The organism is Bradyrhizobium sp. TM102, from assembly GCF_009176685.1.
Taxonomy (GTDB): domain Bacteria; phylum Pseudomonadota; class Alphaproteobacteria; order Rhizobiales; family Xanthobacteraceae; genus Bradyrhizobium; species Bradyrhizobium ottawaense.
Genome location: NZ_AP021855.1, coordinates 1,908,245 through 1,929,722, shown reverse-complemented (window position 1 = coordinate 1,929,722; position 21,478 = coordinate 1,908,245). Strand labels below are relative to the sequence as shown.

20 protein-coding genes are annotated in these 21,478 nt (G+C 65.5%); 11 read left to right on the top strand and 9 right to left on the bottom strand.

What is annotated here, in order from left to right:
- The first annotated feature begins 2 nt into the window (after window positions 1-2).
- The 3 genes from GDN70_RS09045 to GDN70_RS09035 are packed head-to-tail and all read left to right on the top strand — an operon-like array spanning window position 3 to window position 2,868.
- On the top strand, window positions 3-956 hold the full coding sequence (locus tag GDN70_RS09045; protein WP_152102411.1) for a hemin ABC transporter substrate-binding protein: 954 nt from the start codon (window positions 3-5) through the stop codon (window positions 954-956).
- Window positions 953-2,044: an iron ABC transporter permease gene (locus tag GDN70_RS09040; RefSeq protein ID WP_152102410.1), complete on the top strand. Its 1,092-nt coding sequence runs from the start codon at window positions 953-955 to the stop codon at window positions 2,042-2,044. Before GDN70_RS09045 ends, GDN70_RS09040 begins: the two co-directional genes overlap by 4 nt.
- Complete coding sequence (locus GDN70_RS09035) at window positions 2,041-2,868, top strand: heme ABC transporter ATP-binding protein (RefSeq protein WP_050995583.1); 828 nt, start codon at window positions 2,041-2,043, stop codon at window positions 2,866-2,868. Before GDN70_RS09040 ends, GDN70_RS09035 begins: the two co-directional genes overlap by 4 nt.
- Before the next feature lie 4 nt (window positions 2,869-2,872).
- Here the strand turns inward: GDN70_RS09035 and GDN70_RS09030 are convergent, their stop codons facing one another.
- Together GDN70_RS09030 and GDN70_RS09025 are read right to left on the bottom strand one after the other, a co-directional pair.
- Complete coding sequence (locus tag GDN70_RS09030) at window positions 2,873-4,549, bottom strand: mucoidy inhibitor MuiA family protein (RefSeq protein ID WP_038970880.1); 1,677 nt, start codon at window positions 4,547-4,549, stop codon at window positions 2,873-2,875.
- 171 nt (window positions 4,550-4,720) lie between these two features.
- Complete coding sequence (locus GDN70_RS09025) at window positions 4,721-5,341, bottom strand: response regulator transcription factor (RefSeq protein WP_028140262.1); 621 nt, start codon at window positions 5,339-5,341, stop codon at window positions 4,721-4,723.
- 206 nt (window positions 5,342-5,547) lie between these two features.
- Between GDN70_RS09025 and GDN70_RS09020 the strand changes: the two genes are divergently transcribed.
- On the top strand, window positions 5,548-6,582 hold the full coding sequence (locus tag GDN70_RS09020) for an AraC family transcriptional regulator (RefSeq protein WP_152102409.1): 1,035 nt from the start codon (window positions 5,548-5,550) through the stop codon (window positions 6,580-6,582).
- 3 nt (window positions 6,583-6,585) lie between these two features.
- On the opposite strand, the gene GDN70_RS09015 is transcribed toward GDN70_RS09020, so the two are convergent.
- A complete protein-coding gene (locus GDN70_RS09015) occupies window positions 6,586-7,797 on the bottom strand; it encodes an NnrS family protein (RefSeq protein WP_028140264.1) in 1,212 nt (403 codons plus the stop codon).
- Between the two features lie 130 nt (window positions 7,798-7,927).
- Here GDN70_RS09015 and GDN70_RS09010 point away from each other — a divergent pair, with 130 nt between their 5' ends.
- A complete protein-coding gene (locus tag GDN70_RS09010) occupies window positions 7,928-8,638 on the top strand; it encodes a Crp/Fnr family transcriptional regulator (RefSeq protein ID WP_038970872.1) in 711 nt (236 codons plus the stop codon).
- Window positions 8,639-8,772: 134 nt separating this feature from the next.
- On the opposite strand, the gene GDN70_RS09005 is transcribed toward GDN70_RS09010, so the two are convergent.
- Together GDN70_RS09005 and hemN are read right to left on the bottom strand one after the other, a co-directional pair.
- Complete coding sequence (locus GDN70_RS09005; RefSeq protein WP_028140266.1) at window positions 8,773-8,970, bottom strand: DUF1858 domain-containing protein; 198 nt, start codon at window positions 8,968-8,970, stop codon at window positions 8,773-8,775.
- A gap of 208 nt (window positions 8,971-9,178) precedes the next feature.
- On the bottom strand, window positions 9,179-10,531 hold the full coding sequence (gene hemN / locus GDN70_RS09000) for an oxygen-independent coproporphyrinogen III oxidase (RefSeq protein WP_028140267.1): 1,353 nt from the start codon (window positions 10,529-10,531) through the stop codon (window positions 9,179-9,181).
- A gap of 204 nt (window positions 10,532-10,735) precedes the next feature.
- On the opposite strand from hemN, the gene GDN70_RS08995 reads away from it, so the two are divergent.
- The 4 genes from GDN70_RS08995 (at window position 10,736) to GDN70_RS08980 (ending at window position 13,986) form a co-directional block, all read left to right on the top strand.
- On the top strand, window positions 10,736-10,936 hold the full coding sequence (locus GDN70_RS08995; RefSeq protein WP_028140268.1) for a hypothetical protein: 201 nt from the start codon (window positions 10,736-10,738) through the stop codon (window positions 10,934-10,936).
- 25 nt (window positions 10,937-10,961) lie between these two features.
- The gene (locus GDN70_RS35780) at window positions 10,962-11,837 is read left to right on the top strand and encodes a copper chaperone PCu(A)C (protein ID WP_063615301.1); all 876 of its coding nucleotides are present in this window, start codon (window positions 10,962-10,964) and stop codon (window positions 11,835-11,837) included.
- 123 nt (window positions 11,838-11,960) lie between these two features.
- Window positions 11,961-13,055, top strand: coding sequence for a copper-containing nitrite reductase (gene nirK / locus GDN70_RS08985; RefSeq protein WP_028140269.1), 1,095 nt, complete (start codon window positions 11,961-11,963; stop codon window positions 13,053-13,055).
- A 52-nt stretch (window positions 13,056-13,107) separates the two neighbouring features.
- Window positions 13,108-13,986: an SUMF1/EgtB/PvdO family nonheme iron enzyme gene (locus tag GDN70_RS08980; protein WP_028140270.1), complete on the top strand. Its 879-nt coding sequence runs from the start codon at window positions 13,108-13,110 to the stop codon at window positions 13,984-13,986.
- 143 nt (window positions 13,987-14,129) lie between these two features.
- Here GDN70_RS08980 and GDN70_RS08975 read toward each other — a convergent pair whose 3' ends face one another.
- Together GDN70_RS08975 and GDN70_RS08970 are read right to left on the bottom strand one after the other, a co-directional pair.
- Window positions 14,130-14,780: a 3-oxoacid CoA-transferase subunit B gene (locus tag GDN70_RS08975; RefSeq protein ID WP_028140271.1), complete on the bottom strand. Its 651-nt coding sequence runs from the start codon at window positions 14,778-14,780 to the stop codon at window positions 14,130-14,132.
- An 18-nt stretch (window positions 14,781-14,798) separates the two neighbouring features.
- Window positions 14,799-15,506: a CoA transferase subunit A gene (locus GDN70_RS08970; RefSeq protein ID WP_028140272.1), complete on the bottom strand. Its 708-nt coding sequence runs from the start codon at window positions 15,504-15,506 to the stop codon at window positions 14,799-14,801.
- Window positions 15,507-15,778: 272 nt separating this feature from the next.
- On the opposite strand from GDN70_RS08970, the gene GDN70_RS08965 reads away from it, so the two are divergent.
- The gene (locus tag GDN70_RS08965; RefSeq protein ID WP_028140273.1) at window positions 15,779-17,719 is read left to right on the top strand and encodes an AsmA family protein; all 1,941 of its coding nucleotides are present in this window, start codon (window positions 15,779-15,781) and stop codon (window positions 17,717-17,719) included.
- 115 nt (window positions 17,720-17,834) lie between these two features.
- Here the strand turns inward: GDN70_RS08965 and dctA are convergent, their stop codons facing one another.
- The gene (dctA, locus tag GDN70_RS08960) at window positions 17,835-19,220 is read right to left on the bottom strand and encodes a C4-dicarboxylate transporter DctA (RefSeq protein WP_028140274.1); all 1,386 of its coding nucleotides are present in this window, start codon (window positions 19,218-19,220) and stop codon (window positions 17,835-17,837) included.
- 68 nt (window positions 19,221-19,288) lie between these two features.
- Window positions 19,289-20,362 carry a 4-oxalomesaconate tautomerase gene (locus GDN70_RS08955; protein WP_152102408.1) on the bottom strand — a complete coding sequence of 358 codons (1,074 nt, stop codon included), beginning with the start codon at window positions 20,360-20,362 and terminating at the stop codon, window positions 19,289-19,291.
- A gap of 118 nt (window positions 20,363-20,480) precedes the next feature.
- On the opposite strand from GDN70_RS08955, the gene GDN70_RS08950 reads away from it, so the two are divergent.
- Complete coding sequence (locus GDN70_RS08950; RefSeq protein ID WP_038970875.1) at window positions 20,481-21,461, top strand: LysR family transcriptional regulator; 981 nt, start codon at window positions 20,481-20,483, stop codon at window positions 21,459-21,461.
- The last annotated feature ends 17 nt before the right edge of the window (window positions 21,462-21,478 follow it).

Here is a 21,478-nt window from a genome sequence, read left to right as displayed (position 1 = left end):
TAATGACATTTTGTCGCACCCTCGCAAGCCTCCTGCTCTCCAGCACGATCGCGCTCGCCTCTGCCGCGCACGCCGCCGGCATCACCGTGCATGACGCGCGCCATCGCGACGTCGCCGTGACCGACTTCGCGCGCACCGTCTCGATCGGCGGCGCCATCACCGAGATCATCTATGCGCTCGGGCTCGAGAGCCGGCTGGTCGGCGTCGACACCACCAGCCTTTATCCAGCGGCGGCACTGCAGGACAAACCCAATGTCGGCTACATGCGCCAGATCTCCGCCGAAGGCGTGTTGGGCCTCAACCCCACCCTGATCCTGGCGATCCAGGGCTCGGGCCCGCACGCGACCATGGAGATCCTGGAAACGGCGAAGGTGCCGTTGGTGCTGGTGCCCGACACCTTCTCCGAGGACGGTCTGATCGAGAAGATAAAACTGGTCGGCCACGCCATGGGTGTCGATGCGCGCGCCGCCTGCCTCAGCGCCGCGGTCGGCGCCGATCTTGCGCAGCTGCGCGCCCTGCGCGCCAAGGTGACCAAGCCGGTGCGCGTGATGTTCGTGATGTCGCTCCAGAACGGGCGCGCCATGGTCGCCGGCCACAAGACCGCGGCCGACGAGATCATTCAACTCGCCGGCGCAGCCAACGCCGTCGACGATTTCGACGGCTACAAGATCATCGGTGACGAGGCCATCGCGGCGGCAAGACCCGACGTGGTGCTGTCGATCGAGCGCGGCAAGGACTCGCTTCCTGCCGACGCGATCTATGCCCATCCCGGCTTCGCCCTGACGTCGGTCGCGGCCAACAAGAGCCTCATCACAATGGACGGGCTCTATCTGCTCGGCTTCGGGCCACGGACGGCGGCGGCGGCGCGAGATCTCTCGGTAAAACTCTATCCGGCATTGGCCGAACCGGGCGATGCATTCACCTCGGCGCTGTCGGCGGCGAATTGCCGGCAATGAGGGTGGCGATCGGCACGGAAGCGCGCGGCACGGAACGACGCTCCAGTTCGCGGCGGCGGTCCGCATCGTTCGCAATCCCTCTCCTGATCGCGGTGCTCGCGGTCGCCGCGATCGTGGCGCTGAGCTTCGGCGCCGCCGGCATTCCCCTCTCCCGCCTGCCTGCCGCACTCGGCCTATCAGGCGAAAGCACGGCCATGACGGCCCGCGACCAGCTCGTGCTGTGGTCGATCCGCGTCCCCCGGATCGCGGCGGCGGCGATGGTCGGCGGCCTGCTCGCCGCGGCCGGCGCGATCATGCAAGGGCTGTTTCGTAACCCGCTCGCCGATCCCGCGCTGGTCGGCGTCTCCAGCGGCGGCGCGCTCGCAGCCGCAAGCGCGATCGTGTTCACCGATTCGCGCTTCGGCGAGACGCTGCGCTTCCTCCAGGCCGAGCTCCTGCCGCTCGCGGCATTCGCGGGATCGCTGGCCACGACCGCGATCCTCTACGGCATCTCGAGCCGCTCGGGCCGCACCTCGATCGCGGTCTTCCTGCTCGCCGGCGTCGCCATCACCGCCATCGCCAATGCCGGCATCGGGCTTCTGGTGTTCATCGCCGACGACCGCCAGCTCCGCGACGTCACGTTCTGGCTGCTGGGCTCGATGAGCGGGGTGACCTGGACCAAGGCCGCCGTGCTGGCGCCCATCCTCGTCATCGGGCTTGGCGCCTGCGCCTTCATCGCGCGCGGCCTCGATCTCCTGGTGCTCGGCGAGGCCGACGCCTTTCACGGCGGCGTTGACGTCGAGCGTCTCAAGCGGATCTCGATCGTCATGGTCTCCGCCATGACCGGCGTCGCGGTGTCGATCAGCGGTGTCATCGGCTTCGTCGGCATCGTCGTGCCGCATCTGCTCCGTCTCGTCATTGGACCTGCGCATCGGCTGTTGTTGCCGGCCTCGGTGCTATCAGGCGCGATCCTGATGGTCGGCGCCGACACGCTGGCGCGCACCATCGTGGCGCCGGCGGAGATGCCGATCGGCATTCTGACCGCAGCGGTCGGCGCGCCGGTCTTCCTCTTCATCCTGTTGCGGCAGCGCGGGCTGGCCCCGCTATGAGCGCCGTGATCGAGGCGCGTGCCTTGAGCAAGCGCGCCGGCCGCGCGACGCTGCTCGATGGCGTCGGCCTGACGGTTGCGGCCGGCGAGATGGTCGCGATCATCGGCCCGAACGGCGCCGGCAAGTCGACGCTGCTGCGGTTGCTCTCCGGCGATCTCCGCCCAAACGCAGGCGAGGTGCGCCTGAAGCAGCGGGATATCAGCGGCTATGCGCCCCGCGAGCTTGCCGCGCACCGCGCCATGCTGTCCCAGCACATCAACGTCACCTTCCCCTTCACCGTCGAGGAGATCGTGCTGATGGGCGCGGGCGAGCGCAGCGCGCGTGCAGCAGGCGCGCTCGTCGACGCGGCCCTCGATGAGGTTGGGCTAGCCCATTTCCGCGAACGGCAATTGCCAACGCTATCAGGCGGCGAACAGCAGCGTGCCCATTTCGCCCGCGTGCTGGTGCAGCTCGCCTGCGGCGAAGTCGAGCATGGCCCGGGACTTCTGCTGCTGGACGAGCCGACCTCGAGCCTGGATCTGCGCCACCAGATCGACCTCGTCGAAGCAGCGCGCCGCCGCGCGGCCGGCGGCACCGCAGTCATCGCGATCCTGCACGACCTCAATCTCGCGATCCGCTTCGCCGACCGGCTGGTCGTGCTGGCTGGCGGCAAGCTCGCCGCAGATGGCCCGCGCGCGGATGTCGTCACCCGCGAGATCATCCGCGAGATCTTCGAGATCGATGCCGTCGTCCATCAAGGCGACGACGGCGTGCCTTACGTGCTGCCGCAGTCGATGCGGGCGGCGCTCCTCACCTCTTCCCAGCGGGGAGAGGTGAGGGCCTAGCCGCCTACCCCGCCGGCACGATCACCATGCTCTTGTCCTTCGGCCAGCGGATGCGCCAGGCGAAGTTGATATCCTTGACTTCGCCCGGCTTGGCGTCGAACGACCATTCCAGCACGCCGCGGCGGTCACGGATGTTGCTGGCGGTCGGCGGCGTGGTCGCGGGCAGCATTTCGACGACGATGTCCTCGCTCTCGCTGACCGGCAACTGATCCTCGATCGCGACCTTGATCGGGAAATCATGACCGTTGCGGATGGTGGTCTTGAACGTACGCTCGTCGGTCTTGGATGTTGTGACAAGCAGGCCGGCCGAACCCTCGTTGCGCTTGAGCACGGCGCGCTCGATTCTCACCTTGTCGTCGGCGCCGAAGCCGAGCCGCACGATGTCGTCCTTGGCGGAAGCGGAGAGCTTGCCGCGGCCGACGAAGACGCCGTCGCGGTAGATCGCGACCTTGCCGGGCAGCAGAGCCGAGTCGTCGGTCTGCTTGAAGCTGGCTTCGAGGAAGGCGGTCGGGTCCAGCACCGGTGCGGCGCGGACCGCGAGGTCGGCGGGCACGGTCATCGCTGCAATCCGCAGGCTCTTGGCGCCCTCGGCGGCGCCGAGGCTGACGCGGCCGGGAATTTTGAACGTCGCCTGGAAATCCCCGATCTCGGCAATTGCCTGCTGCTCGTCGGCACGTTCGCGCGGCTCGGCCGCCTCCGCGATCTTGGCCATCGCTGGCGATTGCATCTGGCGCAGGACCGGCGCGGGCCGCGCCAGATCGGAGACCGAGCCTGCTGCCAGCGGCTTCGGCACCTGGGGATATTGCGCGACCAGTGAATGCAGCTCCGGCGCACTGCCGCCGCGGCTGATGCGGGTTGTGGAGACGCCGAGCGTCACGTTGGACCAATCCTCGCCTGTCGATTGCGTGATCTCGGCGCGACGAATGAGTTCGAGCTGCGGCTTGCGATCCTTGGCACCGGTGTCGAGCCGGGCGTCATAGAGCGGCATCCAGCGCGCATTGCGCACGGCATACGTCACGCGCAGCGTCGCCTTCATCGCAGCGGCCGCGGCAACGTCCATGCGAACCTCGAGCTTGCTCGGCGGCTTGGCCTTGCGCTCGACCTCGAGTTGGGCGATCTGCCGGTCGATCTCGCGCGTCTTGCGCGTGGCGTCGCGGACGGCGGTGTCGGCGCTCGCAATTTCCTCGCCGACCGCAGCAAAAGCCGCGCGCCATTCGGCGATCGGCCGCGCCTCGCCCTTGTCGCCGATCCCCGCCGGGGAGGTTTCCGCAAAGTGCTCCGCAAACTTGCGCCGCGCATTCGCCGAGTCGATCGCGCCTTGCAAATCGGCGCGCTGATCGTTCAAGGCCTCGATGCGCTTTTCCAGCTCGGGCAGATTGACCGGCGCGGCGCGAGGCGACCGCGCATCGATCGTGCCGATGGTGAGCTTTGCGCCGCCCTCACCCTCGACCCGGATGGAGGAGGCATCGAGACCAAGCGGGAAGTCCTTGGCAACAAGCGTCGAATCCCCGGACGGCAAATCGACCGTGATGACGCGCGTGACGGTGGCACCATCGGGGTAAACCGTGACCGTATCGATCGCCGAAATGGCGTCCAGATCGGCGGCCCATGATGGCGACGACGCCGCCATGGTGACCAGAACCAGGCTCGTCGTTGCCAAATATCTTGCGGTGATGCGCATGAAGTCCCTCCTGCCGTATCGCCGCGCCGCCAGCCGGACGCGCGCGATCAAATGCCTCGCCAACATGGTTGGACGCGGCAGGGAAGGAACTGGTTCGATTGGGGTTTCCGTGGGGCGCCGCAGCGGCGGCACCAAGGCCGCGGAACGGAACGTCGTCCCGCGGCGAGCCCGCTAAACCTGGGTCGACGCCCCCTGGCCGAAGATGCGGCGGAGCAGATCGGTCACGTTCCTGGCTCCGGCCTTCTTCAGGATGCCGGCGCGATAGCCCTCGACGGTCCGTGCGCTCAGATGCATGCGCCGGGCGATCTCCTTGTTGGTCAGGCCGGCAGCGAGGTGCTCGAGCACGTCGCCCTCACGCTCGGTCAAGGGCTCGCAGCCGGGCAACCAGCGCTGCCGGCTCGTGCCGGGCTGCGCAAATTCGTCGATGGCGGCATCGATCCGGCCGACGATGTCGTGGGTGCGGAACGGCTTTTCGATGAAGTCGGCCGCGCCGCTCTTGATGGCGTCGACCGCCATGGCGATGCTGCCATTCGCCGAGGTCACCAGCACCGGTGCCATGCAGTTTTCCTCGCGCAGCCGCCTGAGCATGTCGAGGCCGGAGCGATCGGGCGGCAGCTCCATCAGCACGCAGGCCGGCATCCGCGCCTTCGCTTCCGACAGAAGTGAGGCACCGTCAGCGAAGCAGATCACGTCATAGGCGCTCTGTTGGAGCGCGGTCGAAAGTTGTTCGCGGGAGGCAGCGTCGGTGTCGATGACGAATACCTCGCCCTTGGAAAGCATGTTCCCCGGCATAATCCCGATCCAGCAATGTCTTGGTCAAATGGTCCGAGACGGAAAGCGGGCCGCATCGCCCTGCCGCGCCGTCGTGAGCACGGCATTCACGCCAGTGCTTCGGTTTCCCCCTATGTATGTTCCGGCCGGTTCCTGGATTTGACGGATCGAGACAGAAACTTTACATTTCGGGACATCTGCGGGAATGGCTGGCAGGAACGGTTCGCATGACCGACCTCGTTCGCAGCGCAGGCTTGAGCTATTACCCGGAGGTCGCCCGGTCGGTCGGGCTCGATCCCAAACAGATGATGCGCAAGGCCAGGCTGCCGCTGGCCTGCCTCGACAAGCCCGATACGCCCATCGCCGTCGCCGGCCTGCGCCGTCTGCTCGAATTGTCGGCGGAGGCCTCCGGCGCCGAAGATTTCGGCTTGCGTCTCGCCGAGCGCGGCGGCCTGACCAATTTCGGTGCGGTCGGCCTGATCGTGCGCGAGCAGGCGACCGTCGGCGAGGCGATCGAAGCATTCTCGCGCTTCATCCACATCCATCATGACGGCATGCGGCTGGACGTTGCGCGCGACGGGCAGATCGTGACGGTCACGCTGCACCTGCGCGGCCGGCAGCCGAGCGCGCCGCGCCAGGCGATCGACATGGCGCTCGGCAGCATCCACCGCATCATCCAATCGCTGTACGGCCATGACTGGCGGCCGCAGGAGGTCCACCTGCATTACCCGCCGCCGCGCGATCGCAAGCGCTATCGCGAGTTCTACGGCTGCCGCGTGACCTTCAACGCCGAACACGATGCGATCCTGCTCTCGGCGCGCGACATGGAGCGCCGGATCCCGAGCGCGCATCCCCTGATCGCGAGCTATCTGCGCAAGCGGATCGAGGCGATCGAGACCCGGCCGGCAAGTTGGGAAGGGAAGGTCGACGAGGTCGTGCGGACCCTGCTCGCCGGCGGCGACTGCACCGTCGAGCGCGTCGCCGAGCATCTTGCCTGCACCCGCCGTACCATCCACCGGCATCTGGCCGCATCAGGCACCAGCTTCTCGGCCATCCTGGATGCGCAACGCGCCGATCTCGTGATCCAGCTGATCGAGGACCCCGACCGGCCGCTGGCTGACATCGCGACCCAGCTCGGCTTCTCCGCGCAGAGCGCCATGGCGCGCTGGTTCCGCGGCCGGTTCGGCTGCACCGTCACCGACTGGCGCAAGGGCATTCGGCCTCCGACACCGCGCGATGCGCCTTCGGCGACCGGAGCTTGAGTTTCAGCGCGCCGGAGCAGGCACGCCCATTACGGCAAGGGCACGCCGCCGGCTGCCGGCGAGCAGCGGGCCGAACGCGACGGCAAATCCGAGGAACGCGACCAGCCAGCCGCAGGCGGCGATGTGCAACAATAGATCGCTGTGCGCGGGCAACACCACGGCGGCGACCCGTGCCAGAGCCGCGATGATGATCGCAGCGTAGATTCCCTGGGTCGCCGGCGAAGCGGTCAACGCCTGTCCGGTGTGGCCGAGGCTCGCGCGGGTCATCACCGCCAGCGTCATGGTTCCCGCCGCGCCCGTCATCCAGGCGTGGATGCCGGCGCTTGGCGGCAGCGCTCCGAAAACCGCGACGGCGTGCAGGATGAAGCCGAGCGGCACGAAGACATAGCCAATATGCAGGATCACCAGCAGTCGCTCGCGAAAGGTGCGATCGCCGGCCCAGCGCGCAAGCCGCACCAGATGCAGCCCGCCGACCAGCGCCATCAGGACACCGGTGACGGCATTCAACGGCGCCACGATCCAGAAGATGAGCGCGAGCGCGCTGCATCCGATCACTGCGCCGTCGAAGCGTCCGAACGGCACCGGCAGACGGCCGGGATTGAACTTGACCAGCCAGTTGCGGGTGAAGCTCGGAATGATGCGGCCTCCGATCAGCGAGATCAGCAGCATGACCACCCCGATGCCGACGCGGATGCTGACATCGGCCGCGCCCTGGTAGTGCGCCTCGAGATGAAAAGCGACATTGCCGGCGAGCAGAACGGACACCATCGCCACCACGGGCAGGTTGCGCCAGTTGCCGCCTGCGATGATCTCGCGCGCCGCGGCAGCGACCACCAGCGCCAGGAAGGCGGCATCGACGAGAAGCGCAAACGCCCAGCCGGTATCGGCCGACAACGTCACCGCGATACGTCCGGCAAGCCAGACCATCACTAACGCCCCCAGCGAGGTGCCCTGGATCGGCAGCCGCCCGGTCCAGTTCGGGATGGCCGTGAACAGGAACCCGGTGATCACCGCCGGCAGGAAGCCGTAGAGCATCTCGTGGACGTGCCAGTCGCGCGGCGCGAACGCGGAACTCACCGACAACTCGCCGTAGAACATCGGCAGCCAGGCCAGGATCGATAGCCCCGCCTGGATCGCGGCGAGCAGGAAGAAGGGCCGAAAACTGTTCGCAAACAGCGGCCAGCCCTCAAAGTTGCGGGATCGGGCGCCAGCCATGGGGTCAACTCCAATAAATTTCAGTCCGTTATCTGGAAAAATACTGCCACTCAGCCGTCCCGTTTTGCGCTATCGCAAACTATCGAACGATTGCAGGTGCCATCACACTCCCTGATGCCAAGGAGGCAGAATGGCCAAGGTCGACACATCGCTGGTTGCGCATTTGCCGCTGTTTGCCGGGGTCACGCCGGAAGCTCTGGATGAGATCCTGCGTGAGGCCCGTTCGGCGCGCTATCCCAAGAACAGTGCCATTTTCGAGCAGGGGGCGGATGCGCAGTCCTTCTTCCTGCTGCTGCACGGCCATGTCCGCGCGGCCAAGACCACGCCGACCGGCGAGCAGATCGTGGTACGCTACGTCGCGCCCGGCGAAACGTTCGGGCTCGCCATGGCGATCGGAGCCGTGCAGTATCCGGCGACCGCGATCGCGGTCGATGACAGCGTGGTGCTGATCTGGCCAACCTCGGCCTGGCCGCGGCTGGTTGAGCGATTTCCCTCGCTGGCGGCCAACACGCTCCAGACCGTCGGCAAGCGCCTCCAGGAAAGCCACACCCGCATCCTGGAAATGTCGACCCAGCAGGTCGAGCAGCGCGTCGCCCATGCGCTGCTGCGCCTCGCCAAGCAGTCCGGCAAGAAGCTCGACCACGGCATCGAGATCGACTTCCCGATCAGCCGCCAGGACATCGCCCAGATGACCGGCACCACGCTGCACACCGTCAGCCGCATCCTGAGCGGCTGGGAGAGCCAAGGCCTCGTCGAGAGCGGCCGTCAGCGCATCATCCTGCGCGATCCGCACAGGATCGTCGTGTTGGCGGAGCGAAGCGCCGACAGCGGCGCGGCGTGACAGCCGCCGGGACGTCTCCGCCCAAGATAGGGATTAAGACAGGGATCGAGATAGGGGTGAGGGGCGCTTCCGCTTACGGCGAAAGCGTCCCTCACCCGGGAATCCGCGCGCGCCCGCGTGAATTCCGGACCGCTTCACGCCGGCACGCAATCGCACAACGCGGCGAGGAATTTCTCGCGGTCGATGCCATGCTCGCGGCAGGCATCATCCACCGTGTGGAAGGTTGCGATCGGGCAACCGACACAAGCCATCCTGAAGGCCAGAAACACGCGGATCGTGTGCGGCGCGGTACGCATGATGTCATCGACCAGATCGTCGGATCCAAAAGACATGGACAACTCCGTTCCGCAACGACGATAGCAGAATGGATCGAAGGCTCCTTGTCGAAGCGCAAGCTGGCTTGTCATTCCGGGGCGCGCGAAGCGCGAACTATGATGCGCAATTGCGCATCTCAGAATCCATCGCGCAGCAGGTGACGTGGAGAAATGGATTCCGGGTTCGCGCCAAAGGGCGCGCCCCGGAATGACAGGAGGAGAGACCTTACACAGCCCGGCTGTGCAGCTGCTTCGCCGGATTGAGATGCGCGTCGAACGCGGCCGCGACGCTGCGGACCAGGAAGCGCGAATCCTTTGCGACTGCGAGGCGGTTGCCATCCAGCCTCACGATGCCGTCGGAGATCAGCGGCTTCAGACGCGCCGCCGAATTCAGCATCGCCCCCGCCTCCGCGCCATGGCGCGCGCAGATGTCGCCGAGATCGGCGCTGAACTCGCACATGATGCGTTCGATGATGTCGGCGCGCAGCCGGTCGTCGTCGGTGAGCCCATAGCCCTTGGCGGTGGCGAGACGGCCGGCGGCGATGCTTTGCGCATAGGCGCCGATCTGCACCTCGTTCTGGACGTAACCCTGCGGCAAATGCCCAATCGCGCTCGCGCCGAAACCGAGCAGGACTTCGCTCTTGTCAGTGGTGTAGCCCTGAAAATTGCGCCGCAGCGTCCGTTCCTCGAAGGCCACTGCCATGGAATCGTCGGGTCGCGCGAAATGATCGAGCCCGATCTGCACGTAACCGGCCTCCTTCAATGCATTCGCGATCGCGCAAGCCTGGTCGTGGCGCGCGAGTCCGTCCGGCAACACGGCCTCGTTGATCATCTGCTGGTGCTTCTTGAAGCTGGGCACGTGAGCGTACCCGAACACGGAGAAGCGGTCGGGCGCGAGCGTGAGGCTGCGCCGGACCGTATCCAGACAGGACGCGACGGTCTGGTGCGGCAGCCCGTAGATCAGATCGAAATTGAGTCCCTCGATGCCGGCGCGCCGGAGCATGTCGACCACGGAAGCCGTCTGCTCGAAGCTCTGCACGCGGTTGATCGCCCGCTGCACCACGGGATCGAAGCTCTGCACGCCAAGGCTCGCACGGTTGACGCCGGAGAGCCGCATGGCATCGACCATGTCGGCGGTCAATGTGCGGGGATCGATCTCGACCGCGATCTCGGCCGAGGGTAGCACGAAGAACTTCTGGCGCATCGTCGCCATCAACTCGGCGAAAGCTTCCGGCTGCATGATCGTCGGCGTGCCGCCGCCGAAATGGATGTGCTCCACCTTGATGCGGCGGCCAATGGTTTCGGCGACCTGCTCGATCTCGTTGCGCAGCGTCCGCTGATAGCCGGCGATGAGCTCGTCGCGGCGGACGATCTGGGTATGGCAGCCGCAATACCAGCACATCTCGCGGCAGAACGGCACGTGGAGATAGAGTGACGCGCTGGCGCCCGCCGGCAGCTCCGCCAGCCAACTGGCGTAGGCGTCCGGTCCGACCGCCGTCGAAAAATGCGGCGCGGTCGGATAGCTCGTGTAGCGTGGCAATCGTTCTTCGCCGTAGCTCGCCGCTAGATCAGCTCTCATGTCTTACCCATTCGTAAATTTCCGCCGTGCGCAGACATCACGGCAAATCACGGAATGCACTCCAATAACCCGGATCCGCGGAGGCGACCTTGCGCTCGCGCAAAGTCGGCCGGGGGTGCAGCAGACTTTGCGCTCGCGCAAAGCGCAGCGGCGGGTTCGGGGCCATGATCATGGCAATTCGCACGCCATCCGGAGCGTTTGCCCATGAGGCTTCTCGCACTCGAGCTGATTCTTTCCTTGCTCGACGTCCGCGGCCATATCCCGCGTTTCGACGACTTTCGGCCGGCCCCGGTCGCACCGGCCCCGGCCGGCACCGTGCGCGCTCTGGCCGCGGCCATCGCCGTCTTCGCCGTGCTGTCGCTAGCGATCTGGGCAACGGTCTGGCTTGCCACACATCTATTTTAGTCACGTCTTCGCGAAGGCCTCGACCATGATCTCATCCAAGCGCGCATTCGCCGGCGCGGTCGTGCTGGCATGCATTGTCGGGGCGCCGGCCTTTGCGGCCGACACGACCAGCGGCGATCTCGTCATCACCAGGGCCTGGAGCCGGGCGACGCCCGGCGGAGCCAGGGTCGCCGGCGGCTATCTGACGATCGAGAACAGGGGCCGCGCGCCGGAGCGGCTGCAGGCCGCATCGGCCGCCCATGCGCTTCGAACCGAGATCCATGAAATGACCGTCAACGACGGTGTCATGACCATGCGCCCGCTCGACAAGGGGCTTGTCATCGCACCCGGACAAATCGTGACGCTTGCACCCGGCGGCGGACACCTGATGTTCATCGGTCTCGATGTGCCGCTCCATGCCGGCGACCAGATGCCCGTGACGCTGTCGTTCGAGCACGCCGGCGCAGTGAAAGTGACGCTGGACGTGCAGGCCATCGGCGCACAGGCTCCCGAAAGCGCGAAGACAACGGCGGCCGCAGAGCCTGCACATCGCGTGGAGCAGGCTGCGGCGGTCCCACCCCCGTCGACGACCGAAGCTGACGAGAGCTTCTTCACGCATCTCCATGCTGAAAAGGCCATGGCCAACGTCACGGTCTCGCCCGGGCGCGCCGGTCCAGTCGAAATCGCAATCCAGCTTGAAGATGCGAATGAGTTGCCGCTGAGCGCCGACGCGGTTGCTGTCACGCTCGGCAACGCCGAGCACGGCGTCGCGCCGATCACCGCGAACGCCGAACGCGTCGGCAACGATCAGTGGCGAGTCAGAATGTCGGCACCGCTGTCCGGCCGCTGGTCGCTCGGCCTCGACATCCGCATCAATCCGTCGGATGCGGTTAACGTGGTGTCACCGATCCTGCTCCGTTGAGACACCTAAGTACTGTTGCGGAGACGAATCCGGCAAAACCTTGTCGCAGCGCAAACACTCTTGCCACGATCGGCGCACACTGCATCCGTCATCAAAAACCTTTCCAGATGAAGGATGCTTCCGATGTTCACCCGCAGAGCCGCATTGATCAGCGCCGCCGCGACCGCGCTGATGCTGGCGACCCCCGCCTTCGCGGCCGATGATCTCAAGCTGCCGCGCCAAAAGGTAGAGCTGGTCGCTCCGCCCTTCGTGCACGCGCACGAGCAGGCGACCAAGCAAGGCCCCAAGATCATCGAGTTCAGGCTCACGATCGAGGAGAAGAAGGTCGTCATCGACGAGAAGGGCACCACCTTCCAGGCGATGACCTTCAACGGTTCGATGCCGGGCCCGCTGATGGTCGTGCACGAGGGCGACTACGTCGAAACGACGCTGGTCAATCCCGCGACCAACACCATGCCGCACAACATCGACTTCCATTCCGCGACCGGCGCGCTCGGTGGCGGCGCGCTCACTCTGGTCAATCCCGGCGAGCAGGTCGTGCTGCGCTGGAAGGCAACCAAGACCGGCGTGTTCGTCTACCATTGCGCTCCGGGCGGCCCGATGATCCCCTGGCACGTCGTCTCCGGCATGAACGGCGCCGTGATGGTGCTGCCGCGCGACGGACTAAACGATGGCAAGGGCCACGCTCTGAAGTACGACAAGGTCTACTACATCGGCGAGCAGGACATGTACGTGCCGCGCGACGAGAAGGGCAACTTCAAGTCCTACGACTCGCCGGGTGAAGCCTTCACCGACACCGAAGAGGTGATGAAAAAGCTGACCCCCACCCACGTCGTTTTCAACGGCAAGGTCGGCGCGCTCACCGGCAAGAACGCACTGACTGCCAAGGTCGGCGAGAACGTTCTGATGGTGCATTCGCAGGCCAACCGCGACAGCCGCCCGCATCTGATCGGCGGCCATGGCGACTACGTCTGGGAGACCGGCAAGTTCGGTAATGCACCCGAAGTCGGGCTCGAGACCTGGTTCATCCGCGGCGGCTCGGCGGGAGCTGCACTGTACAAGTTCCAGCAGCCCGGCATCTACGCCTACGTCACGCACAATCTGATCGAGGCCGCCGACCTTGGCGCCACCGCGCACTTCAAGGTCGAAGGCAAGTGGAACGACGATCTGATGATGCAGGTGAAGGCCCCTGCCGAAATACCGGCCGCCACCAACTAAACGCGACAAGGGGCCGGTCATCACCGGCCCCTTCTTTCTTCGAGGAATGACCATGCTGATCGCATTCAAGCTCAAACTGGCACTCGCCTGCGCCGCCGGACTCGCCGGGCCGATCGCGATGGCGCCGCTGGTCTCGGACATGACCGTCCACGGCACGGCGTCGGAGCCTGCGATCGTCAGGGTCGCAGCGGGCAGCCTGTCCTATCGCGAGGCCGGCGATTTCACGCGCGGCGGGCAGCAGGCGGAAGCGCCGCTGCGCGCGATGCGCGTCGACCGGCCGCTCCACATCATGCGAAATCAGGTCTCCTCATCCGACTATCAGCTCTGTGTGCAGGATGGCGCCTGCCGCGCGCTCGATCGCGACGTCGCGGTCGCCGCCGATCGTCCCGCGGTGCAGGTGAGCTGGCACGATGCCGAGGCTTATGCAGGCTGGCTGTCGCGCAAGACAGGCCACCATTACCGCCTGCCGAGCGATGCAGAATGGGCCTTTGCAGCAGGCTCCAGATTCAAGGACGATGGCGTCGCTGTCGATGCCGACGATCCTTCGAAGCGCTGGATCAGCCGCTATGAGCGCGAATCCGAACGCGACCTTTCCGACACCACGGCCTATCCGTTCGGCAAGTTCGGCCCGAACGAACACGGCGTCGAAGACCTCGCCGGCAATGTCTGGGAATGGACCTCGACCTGCTTCGTGCGCTCGCGCGTCGACGCCGCCGGCAATGCCGGCCGCCCCACCGTGAACTGCGGCGTCCGTGTCGCCGAGGGCGCCCACCGCGCCTATGTCACCGATTTCATCCGCGACGCCCGCGCCGGCGGCTGCGCCCAGGGCGTGCCGCCCGCCAATCTCGGCTTTCGCCTGGTGCGCGAGGAGACCTCCTGGGTCGCGAGCGTGTCGGCGCGCTGGAGCAAGGTGTGGGCGGTGAGGTCGTAGGGCGGGCCTGACTCGCGAAATAGCAGAGTCTCGGCCGCGCCTCATACTCCGTCATTGCGATGTGGAAGCAGTGCGCGTCGGTACTTCAATGAAAATGGCCGGGACAAAGCCCGGCCCTTTCCCATTGGTCGCGGATCGTTAACTCAGCTGTTCTTCAGCGCCACGCGAAACTCGGCTTCGGTCTTCGCCTTGACCTCGTCGAGCGAGACGCCGTCGGCGAGCTCGATCAGGGCCATGCCGCCGTCGCCGTGCTTGTCGATGGTGAAAACCGCCAGATCCGTGACGACCATGTCGACCACGCGCTCGCCGGTCAGCGGCAGATTGCACTTCTTCAGGAGCTTGGAGCCGTCCTTGGCCGAATGCTCCATCACCACGACGACGCGCTTGACGCCGGCGACGAGGTCCATCGCGCCGCCCATGCCCTTGACCATCTTGCCGGGGATCATCCAGTTGGCGAGATCGCCGTTCTGGGCCACCTGCATGGCGCCGAGGATCGACAGGTCCATGTGGCCGCCGCGGATCATCCCGAAGGAATCCGCGCTCGAGAAATACGAGGTCGAGGGCAGCTCGCTCACCGTCTGCTTGCCGGCGTTGATCAGGTCCGCGTCCACCTCGTCTTCATAGGGGAACGGGCCCATGCCGAGCATGCCGTTCTCGCTCTGCAGGCTGACATCGACCCCGTCGGGGATGAAGTTCGAAACCAGCGTCGGGATGCCGATGCCGAGATTGACGTAGTAGCCGTCACGCAATTCCTTTGCGGCGCGCGCGGCCATCTGTTCACGGGTCCAGGCCATGTGTGTCTCCTGATACGCTTAAGCGGCGGTACGCGGGCGGGTGTTGCGGAATTCGATGCGCTTCTTGGCCGTGCCGACCTCGACGATGCGCTTCACGAAGATGCCGGGCGTGTGGATGTGGTCGGGATTGAGTTCACCGGCCGGAACCAGATGCTCGACCTCGGCGACGGTGATCTTGGCGGCGGTCGCCATCATCGGGTTAAAATTGCGCGCGGTCTTGCGGTAGATGAGGTTACCGGCGGTGTCGCCCTTCCAGGCATGCACGATGGCGAGGTCGGCGAACAGGCCGCGCTCCATCAGATACTTCTCGCCGTCGAATTCCTTCACTTCCTTGCCTTCGGCGATCAGCGTGCCGACGCCGGTCTTGGTGTAGAAGGCCGGGATGCCGGCGCCGCCGGCGCGGATGCGCTCGGCGAGCGTGCCCTGCGGATTGAATTCGAGTTCCAGCTCGCCGGCGAGGAATTGCTGGGCGAACAGCTTGTTCTCGCCGACATAGGACGAGATCATCTTCTTGATCTGCCGGGTTTCCAAAAGGCGGCTGAGCCCGATGCCGTCGACGCCGGCATTGTTGGAGACCACCGTCAGGCCCTTGACGCCGGACTCGCGGATCGCATCCGAGAGCTCCTCGGCGATGCCGCAGAGGCCGAAGCCTCCCGACATGATCATCATGTTGTCTTTCAAAATGCCGTTGAGAGCCGACTTCGCGTCGGGATAGACCTTGTTCATGCAAATAACCTTCGACTGAACCTTCGGCTTGGAGGCGGCGCGCCCTGTTGGCGGCGATTATTAGGCGAAATCCTCCAAAGCCGTCAATGATACGGGGTTCTCCGCACCGCGCCCGGGTGATAGAAGCTGCCCACACCGTGGGCAGAACCGTCCGCGGCCTTGAAAGCGACAAGAAAAACCATCAAGTTGCGGGGGTTGGGCGTGGGCACGCAGGTTTCCCGACCCGCCCTTCTGGCTCCAACGACCAACCCGATCAGGACATGCCATTGACCATGGCCCAAGGAATGAAGCGCCTCGGGACGCCGATCGCGGCGCTGCTCGGTGTCGCGCTGATCGCCCTGATCGCGACCTCATGGCTCATCAACCGCGACGCGCTGCGCAGGGCGGTCGAAGCGCAGATCCGCGACGTCACCGGGCTCGAGCTCAGTGTCGCAGGCGCAATCGACATCTCGGTGCTGCCGGCAAGCTACATCTCCTTCCGTGACGTCGGCCTCAAGGGCGGCGGCACCAGCGATCCCGCGCTCCAGGTCGACGTGCTCACCGCCAATCTGCGGCTGCTGCCGTTGCTGCTGCAACGGTTCGAGATCTCCGACCTGACGCTGCTGCGGCCCCGCATCCATGTCAGCCTGAAGCCGGACGGCCAGAGCAACTGGACGCCCTTCATCCAGACCATCGCGCGCACCATGAAGCCCGGGGCCGAGAACCAGGTCTCGTTCTCCGAAATCCGGATCCAGGACGGCGTGCTCGACTACGAGGACGCCGCCACGCACGGCACCGAGAAGTTCGAGGACATCGACCTGTCCCTGGCCTGGCCTTCGATCTCGCGCTCCTTCGCCGCGACCGGACAGTTCGACTGGCGCGGCGAGCGTGTCGACGGCTCGATCAGCTTTTCCGATTTCGTCGCCGCCCTCTCCGGCGAGCGCTCGGGGTTGAAGGCGCGGATCGCCAGCGCGCCGCTCAAGCTCGCCTTCGACGGCAGCGTCGCCAACCGCACCAGCCCGATGATGGAGGGCACGTTGACGATCGACAGCCCCTCCTTGCGCAACGCGCTGCGCTGGACCGGGCAGCCACAGCCCGCCAGCGGCGGCTTCGGCCGCTTCGTGCTGAAGGCGCGCGCCAACGTCGTCGGCGCCTCGATCGCGCTCACCAACGTCAATGTCGAGCTCGACGGCAATGCCGCCGAGGGCGTCATGACCTACGCCAATAACGGCCGGCAGACGCTGCAGGCGACGCTTGCCGCCGACGCGCTCGACTTCACGCCTTATATCTCCACCTTCCGCCTGCTCGCGAGCGGCGCGCGGGACTGGAACAGGCAGCTGTTCGATCTCAACGGATTGTCGACGACCGACCTCGACATGCGCCTGTCGGCAGCAAAGCTCACGGTCGGTCCGACCAGGCTCGGCCGCACCGCGATCGGCGCCAATTTGCGCAACGGCACGCTGGCGCTCTCGGTCGGCGAGGCGCAGGTCTATGGCGGCATCGCCAAGGGCTCGTTCGGCATCGCGCGCTCCGACACCGTCGCCGACATCAAGGCGCAATTCCAGTTCACCGACGTCGATCTCCAGGCCTGCGCCACCGAACTGTTCGGCCTCAGCAAGCTATCCGGCCGCGGCAACATCAACGTGTCGCTCTTCGCCTCGGGCTCGAGCCCGTTCGGCCTCGTGCAGTCGCTCGACGGCAGCGCCACCGTCACCGGTCATGACGGCGCGATCTCGGGCTTCAATGCCGAGCAGCTGCTGAAACGCCTGGAGCGGAGGCCGCTGTCCGGCGGCGGCAATTTCCGCAACGGTTCGACGCCGTACAACAATCTCACCATCGCCGTGAAATTCTCCGATGGGGTCGCGACCGCCGAAGACATCCGTGTCGAAGGGCCGGCGGCGAAGATCACGCTCACCGGCACCGCCTCGGTGCCGACGCGCGAATACGACATGAAGGGCGTGGCGAGCCTCAACAGCACGTCGGGATTCGAATTGCCATTCGTGGTGCAGGGCCCCTGGGACGATCCCCTGATCTTCCCCGATCCGGAAAGCCTGATCCGCCGCTCGCCGGCCTCCGCGCCGCTGCTCGACATGCTCAAGGATCGCAAGGGGGGCGACGCCGTGCGCTCCGCGATCGAACGCATCACCGGCAGCGGAAAGCGTCCTCCACCGGCGGAATCGCCGACGGCGGAGAACGCCAAAGAGAACGCGAAGGAAAACGCCAAATCCAACTAGGCTGATCAACGCAGCCTTCGCGGATTTCGGTAGCCCGAGCTCAACAAGCTCGACATGCCAGCGACTTGCCAAATCCAAATCGAGCAGTGCGGCCGATTGCATCCCGGAGGTGGCGTTAAGCGGCCGATTGCGTCGTCGAAATCCAGGCCTTGTCCCCCTGCAGCACTGCTCCTCCACCGATCTTCGATCCGGCCGCGACCTTGAGAGCGCCGCTTCCTCCCAGTTCGCGAGCCAACACCTCGCGGTCACAGGCGTCCTCCCACAGCGAAACGGTAATGGCTGCGACGCAGTTGCTGATCATGCTGGTCAGCGCCCGCGCTTCCGACATGAAACGGTCGATGCCGACAAGCAGCGCCACGCCGGTCACGGGCAGATCCGGCATGACGGAGAGGGTCGCGACAAGCGCCACGAAGCCGCTGCCGGTGACGCCAGCCGCGCCTTTGGACGTCAGCAGCATCAGTCCGAGCATCGCCGCAATCTGCCCCCACGACAGGTGGATGTCGCAGGCCTGCGCGATGAAGATGGAGGCCAGGGTGAGATAGATGGCGCTGCCGTCCAGATTGAAGGAATAGCCCATCGGCAACACGAGGCCGGACACGCCTTTCCGGCATCCGAGCTGCTCCAGCTTGCGCAGCGCTCCCGGCAGCGCCGGTTCCGACGATGATGTGCCGAGCACGATCAGCAGCTCTTCCTTGAAGTAGCGAATGGTCTTCCACAGGCTGAAGCCGTTCAGCCGCGCCAGCGTGCCGAGCACGACGACCACGAAGACGGAGCAGGCGATATAGAATGTCAGGATCAGCAGTCCGAGCGAGCCGATCGATCGAATGCCGTAGCGGCCCACGGTGAACGCCATGGCGCCAAAGGCGCCGAGCGGAGCGAGCTTCATGACGAAGCCAAAGGACACAAACAGGACCTGAGAGAAGGAATCGACCGCCTTCGTAACCACCGCGCCCCCATCGCCGGCACGGCTCAGGCCAAAGGCGATCAGGATGGAGACCAGCAGGACCGGCAGCACTTCGCCGTCGGCAAACGCGCCAAAGAAGGAATGCGGGATGATGTGCAGCATGAAGTCCGCAAATCCGGTCGCACTCGCCTGCTTGGTGAATTTCGCGGCCACCGACGGATCCAGCGTGCTGACGGACACATGCATGCCGACGCCCGGCTGGATCAGCAACACGGCGACCAGCCCGGCCAGCAGTGCGAGCACGGTCAGCAGGTAGAACAGCGCCATGGATTTCACCAGCGTGCGGCCGACCTCGCGGGAATCGCTGATGCTGTTGATGCCGCTGACGATGGTGCAGAACACGATCGGCGCGATCATCATCTTGACCAGCTTCACGAAGCCGTCGCCGAAGGGCTTCAGCGCGGCACCGAACTCAGGCCAGAGATGGCCGGTGAGGACGCCCAACATGAGACCGATCAGCACCTGGACGTAGAGGATCCGGTAGAATGGCTTTCGCGTCTCACTGTTCACGGGCCCGACCAGCGCTTGCTTCTGCATTCTCGTTTCTCCCATGGCTCTGATTTTTCATGGCTCTGATTTTTGAAGGCTTTGAAAGCGGTCCGGCTTCAGGCTGCCAGGACTGAATGAGGGACGTGCGATCGACGGGCGAAGACATGGCCCTCGAGAATTCGCCGGGCTGTCCGCTGCACCCGGGCAACCGGGCCGGGCTCCAGCCGAACCACGAGCTGGCCGGAGGGATGGGCGAGCGTGATCGGCACCGGAGGTGCAAGCAATCCAACCATCTCTGCGGCGATCGTCCCGGGCGTCACACAGGCGGTCGCGATCGCGACGGCACCGGTCACCGCCAGCGCGCTATGGCAGTCGTGCGGCATGAAGTACCTGACGTTCAACGCCGCCCCGCTTGCAGGCGCGATCAGAACCGGCTTCGGAATCACCATTGACGCGGAATCCGGAAAACCCATCCGGCGTCCAGCCTCGATGCGCAAATGTTCGAGCCGCCCGCGGAAGGCGCCGTCGGCGAAGGCCGGAGGGGCCTCGCGGCCGGTCCATCCGAGATCTGCCGCGCGGACCAGCATGACGGGCATGGCTGCGTCGATGCAGGTCACGTCGATCCCTCCGATACGGTCGACCGGACGTCCTGTCGGCAACAGGCGACCGGTGCGTGCGCCGGCCGCGTTGGGGAACGACAGTTCGATGGGCGCGGCCGTTCCCGGTACCCCGTCGATCCGCGCCCCGCCCTCATAGGTCACCCGTCCTCCGGGAGTGGCGACCGTCGCATCGACCAGCTTACCGGTGTTGACGTTATGGATACGCACATGGGTGCGATCTGCGATAGCGGCGACCAGGCCAGCTTCGATTGCGAACGGCCCGACCGCCGCCAGCATGTTTCCGCAGTTCGGCGAGGTATCGACGATCCCTTCGCGAACGCGCACCTGGGCAAACAGGTAGTCGACATCGGCGTCGGGCACCGTTGCCGGTCCGATGATCGCGACCTTGTTGATCACGGCATTGCCGCCGCCGATTCCATCGATTCCGAGATCGTGCCCACCTCCCATTACCGACAACAGGACCGCGTCGCGCGCGTTGGGATCGGCAGGAAGGTCGCGGGCCAGGAAAAACGGTCCGCGCGAGGTCCCACCGCGCATGACCACACAGGGAATGGCAATCTGATCGTTCATGATGTTCTTCCGTTCGGCGACATGCTCGCCTGAACCAGAGCATCCTCCCCCCGAACTCTTTTGTGAAATGCAAATATCTGAGGTATTATTTCGTCAATCGACATAATGGAGCCTTGCCATGAACGCAGAACTGCTCGACCTCAAGGCGTTCATCACCGTCGCGGAGATGGGCAGCTTCGTCCGGACCGCGAAGGCGCTGAATCTGTCCCAGCCGGCGCTCAGCCGGCGCATTCAGAAGCTGGAGGAAAGTCTCGGAGCGCCGCTGCTCGAACGGTCCACGCGCCACGTCAATCTCACCATGACGGGCCGCGACTTCCTGCCGAAAGTCCGCCGCCTCATCGACGAGTTCGAGACCTCGGTGCTCGCCATCCATGATATCGGCGCGCGAAGTTCGGGCCTGGTCTCGGTAGCCGCGGTGCCGACGGCGGTGTTCTATTTTCTTCCGCGAGCGATCGGCAGGTTTGCCGAAGCGTATCCGCGCATCCGCATCCGTATTCTGGATATCGGCGCCAATGAGGGGCTGGAAGCGGTGGCGCGCGGAGAAGTCGACTTCGGCATCAATTTCATCGGCGCTTCGCATGCCGAAATCGAATTCGAGAAATTGGTTGAGGACCCTTTCGTCCTGGCCTGCCGTCATGACCATCCGCTGGCATCGCGCAAGCAGGTGAGCTGGTCGGAGATCGTGTCGCACCGGGTCATCACCGTCGGTCGCAACAGCGGCAATCGCGCGTTGATCGACAATGCGCTGGCGCGGCATGGCCTGCAGCTGAACTGGTCTTATGAAGTCGCCCACCTCTCCGGCTCGCTTGGCCTGGTCGAAGAGGGATTGGGCATCGCTGTGCTGCCGAGGCTCGCGACGCCCGCCGCCGGTCATCCGATTATTCACACCGTTCGGCTGATCGAGCCGGAAGTGTCGCGGACGATCGGAATCGTGCGCAGGCGCGGAGCGACGCTATCGCCGCATGCCAGCCAGTTTTTGAAGATGCTCCTCGAGGCATGGCGCTCTCCTTCTCGAGCCGGCGGGCATGGCAAGCCGCGGCCCCGATCCGCTGAGGCAAGTTCGAACACGATATCGACGGGTCTAAAGCGGAAACGCTGACGGCTCGCCCGAGCGGG